Origin of the sequence: Allobosea sp. CER48 (assembly GCF_044752385.1) — a bacterium.
GTDB lineage: Bacteria > Pseudomonadota > Alphaproteobacteria > Rhizobiales > Beijerinckiaceae > Allobosea.
On sequence record NZ_JBIWYK010000329.1, the window covers coordinates 1 to 3666 of the forward strand.

General features: G+C 66.7%; 4 protein-coding genes. All 4 read left to right on the plus strand.

Annotated elements, in window-relative coordinates; translation table 11 throughout:
• Positions 1–174 precede the first annotated feature (174 nt).
• The 4 genes from uvrC to ACIPIA_RS12190 all read left to right on the plus strand — a co-directional run bounded on the left by uvrC (position 175) and on the right by ACIPIA_RS12190 (position 3624).
• Positions 175–2184, plus strand: coding sequence for an excinuclease ABC subunit UvrC (gene uvrC / locus ACIPIA_RS12175; RefSeq protein WP_400509842.1), 2010 nt, complete (start codon positions 175–177; stop codon positions 2182–2184).
• A gap of 66 nt (positions 2185–2250) precedes the next feature.
• Entirely contained in the window at positions 2251–2862 is a 612-nt protein-coding gene (gene pgsA / locus ACIPIA_RS12180) for a CDP-diacylglycerol--glycerol-3-phosphate 3-phosphatidyltransferase (protein WP_400509845.1), read from the plus strand.
• Positions 2863–2900: 38 nt separating this feature from the next.
• Positions 2901–3152 carry a molybdopterin converting factor subunit 1 gene (gene moaD, locus ACIPIA_RS12185; RefSeq protein ID WP_400509847.1) on the plus strand — a complete coding sequence of 84 codons (252 nt, stop codon included), beginning with the start codon at positions 2901–2903 and terminating at the stop codon, positions 3150–3152.
• A gap of 7 nt (positions 3153–3159) precedes the next feature.
• The gene (locus ACIPIA_RS12190) at positions 3160–3624 is read left to right on the plus strand and encodes a molybdenum cofactor biosynthesis protein MoaE (protein WP_400509846.1); all 465 of its coding nucleotides are present in this window, start codon (positions 3160–3162) and stop codon (positions 3622–3624) included.
• Positions 3625–3666 lie beyond the last annotated feature (42 nt).

The following is a 3666-nucleotide window of genomic DNA, read 5'->3' on the forward strand; positions in this document are numbered from 1 at the left end:
TCCGGTTCGTCAATGCAGGTTTCAAAAGGCCGAACATGCCCGGCCCTGCGCGCGGTCTCGGCCTTGCGTCGGGCAGCCCCCGCGACAGGACTGTCGAGGTGCATCGCCATCTCCTAGACGAGGCAACGTCGATCCTGACATGACGAAGCCGCCGCGGCATCCTACATGCAGGCCATGAGTCGCGAACGCCAGGACGATCTGCCCCAGGACGAGTTCGAGGACGAGGAGGACACCCTCCCCGCCGAGCCTGCGCTCGACCTCGCCGAGACAGCGCCCGGCGCGCTCAAGGCCGGCATCGAGGTCATCCAGCAATTCGCCAGGCACCTGCCGAACCGGCCGGGCGTCTACCGGATGTTCGATCGCGCCGGCGAGGTGCTCTATGTCGGCAAGGCCAAGAGCCTGAAGAACCGCGTCACCTCCTATGCCCGCGGCATGGCGCATACCAACGCCGTCGCGCGGATGATCGCCGAGACGGCGAATATGGAGTTCGTCACCACCGGCACCGAGACCGAGGCGCTGCTGCTCGAGTCGAACCTGATCAAGCAGCTCCGGCCGCGCTACAACGTGCTGCTGCGCGACGACAAATCGTTCCCTTACATCCTGCTGACCGGGGACCATGCTGCGCCCGCGATCCTGAAACATCGCGGCTCGCGCCATCGCAAGGGCGACTATTTCGGTCCCTTCGCCTCGGTCTGGGCGGTGACGCGCACCATCGACGCCTTGCAGAAGGCCTTCCTGATCCGCACCTGCTCGGATTCGTTCTACGAGAATCGCACCCGTCCCTGCCTGCTCTTCCAGATCAAGCGCTGCGCAGGGCCGTGCACCGGCGAGATCTCGATTCCGGACTACCAGGCGCTCGCCGGCCAGGCCCGGGACTTCCTCTCCGGTCGCTCCTCGGCGGTGAAGCAGTTGCTGTCCACCCGGATGCAGGCGGCCGCAGAAGAGCTCGAATTCGAGAAAGCGGCCCGCTATCGCGACCGCCTCGCCGCGCTCTCTGCCGTCCAGGCCGGGCAGGACATCAACACACAAGGCGTGGAAGAGGCCGACGTCTTCGCCATCGACGAGCAGGCCGGGCATTTCTGCGTCGAGATTTTCTTCTTCCGCAACCACCAGAACTGGGGCAACCGCGCCCTCTTCCCACGCGCCGACCGCTCGCTGACCCCGGCCGAGGTGCTCGCCTCCGTCGTCGCCCAGTTCTACGACGACAAGCCGCCGCCGCGTCTCGTGCTGCTCTCGCATCCGGTCGAGGAGATCGAGCTGATCGGACAGGCGTTGTCGGCCCGCGCCGGCCGCAAGGTCGAGGTCGCCCATCCCAAGCGCGGCGAGCGTGCCGACCTGATGGCCCATGCCATCAAGAACGCCCGCGAGGCGCTCTCGCGCAAGCTCGCCGACAATGCCGGCCAGAGCGCGCTTCTCGCCGCCCTTGGCGCCGCCTTCGGCATGGAGAAGGCGCCGCGCCGGGTCGAGGTCTACGACAACTCGCACATCATGGGCACGAATGCGGTGGGCGGCATGATCGTCGCCGGGCCGGACGGCTTTGTGAAGAATCAGTACCGCACCTTCAACATCTCGACCGACACGATCGCCGGCGACGATTTCGGCATGATGCGCGAGGTCCTGACGCGCCGCTTCGCCAAGCTGGCGAAGGAAGCCGCGCTCCTGCCGAGCGATGAAGGCGCCGAAGGGTCGCTCCCCGCCCCGCCCGCTGCGGCCACTGATCCCGATGCCTTCCCCTCCCGGCCGGACCTTGTCATCGTCGACGGCGGCAAGGGGCAGTTCGAGGCGGCCCGCAAGATCATGGCGGAGCTCAAAGCGACCGATATCCCGCTCGTCGCCATCGCCAAGGGCGCCGACCGCAACGCCATGCGCGAGACCTTCCACATGGCCGGCCGCGAGCCCTTCAAGCTGCAGCCACGCGATCCGGCCCTGTATTTCATCCAGCGCCTGCGCGACGAGGCCCATCGCTTCGCCATCGGCACCCACCGCGCCAAGCGGAAACGCGAGACGATGAAGAACCCGCTCGACGAGATCCCCGGCATCGGCCCGTCCCGCAAGCGCGCGTTGCTGCTGCATTTCGGCACGGTGAAGGCGATCCAACGCGCCAAGCTCGACGACCTCATGCGCACACCGGGCGTCAATGCCGCGACGGCAAAGGCGGTTCACGATTTCTTTCATGATGCTTGAAAGTTCTGCCACATTCACGCGCTTGCGTGTTGACGCTGCGACGACTGGCTTGCTTTGGTGCATCTCGTGACGATTCTTCCAGACGCCATCAGGCGGCGCGGCCCCTGGTCGCTGCCCAACCTCCTCACCTACGGGCGGATCCTGGCGATCCCGGCCCTGGTGGCAATCCTGTTCTGGCCGCGTGACGACTGGATGCGCTGGCTCGCGCTGGGCATCTATACCGTCGCCGCCATCACCGACTATCTCGACGGCTACATCGCCCGGGCCTGGAGCCAGCAATCCGCGATCGGCCGCATGCTCGATCCCATCGCCGACAAGCTCCTGGTCTGCGCATTGCTCCTGATGCTGGTGGCGGACGGCACGATCTACGGCTGGACGCTCTGGGCGGCCATCGTCATCCTCTGCCGCGAAATCCTGGTCTCAGGGCTGCGCGAGTTTCTGGCGGATCTCAAGGTCAGCGTCCCCGTCAGCAAGGTCGCGAAGTGGAAGACGACCGCGCAGCTATTCGCGCTCGGCTTCCTGATCGCCGGGCCTGCGGGCGACAAGGTCCTGCCCGGGAACACCATGATCGGGATCACCCTGCTCTGGGTTGCAGCCGGGCTGACGATCTATACGGGCTGGGACTATCTCAACGCCGGAATCCGCTACCTCGTCGAAGAAGACGAGCGCATGTCATGAACGCCGGCGCTGCCACGGCCGCGACCGGCGCCCGCCCCGTGCGGCTGGTCTATTTCGCCTGGGTGCGCGAGCGCGTCGGCCTGCCGGAAGAGACGCTCGATCTCCCCGCCGATCTCGCCACGGTCACCGACCTCGTGCGCTGGCTGAAGGCGCGCGGCGAGAACTACGAGACCGCCTTTGCAAACGAGACCGTCGTGCGCGTTGCGCTCGACCAGGTCCACGCCAGGCCGCATTCCGCCCTCGGCAACGCCCGCGAGATCGCGTTCTTTCCGCCGATGACCGGCGGCTGAGGCCGCCATGACCCCAACCATCCGCATCCAGCGCGAGGATTTCGACCTTTCGGCCGAGATCGCGGCCCTGAGCGTCGGCCGAGCCGATATCGGCGCGGTCGTCTCCTTCACCGGCCTTTGCCGCGACGAGTCTGGTACGCTGAGCGCGCTGGAGCTGGAACATTATCCCGGCATGGCAGAGGCGGAGATCGTACGCGTCGCAGCTGAGGCCGCCGAACGCTGGCCCCTGAAGGGCCTCGTCGCGATCCATCGCTACGGGCTGATCCGGCCAGGCGAGCAGATCGTGCTGGTGCTCGCGGCATCCGCCCATCGCCGCGCAGCCTTCGAGGCGGCCGATTTCATGATGGACTATCTCAAGACCCGCGCCCCCTTCTGGAAGCGCGAGCACCGCGCCGACGGCACGCTCGGAGGCTGGGTCGAGGCCAAGACGGATGACGACGATGCCGCAAAACGCTGGGAACAGGCGCCCTGAAGGCTTGAGACCGTTTGCGCTAGGCGCAGGCCTCCTGCTGTT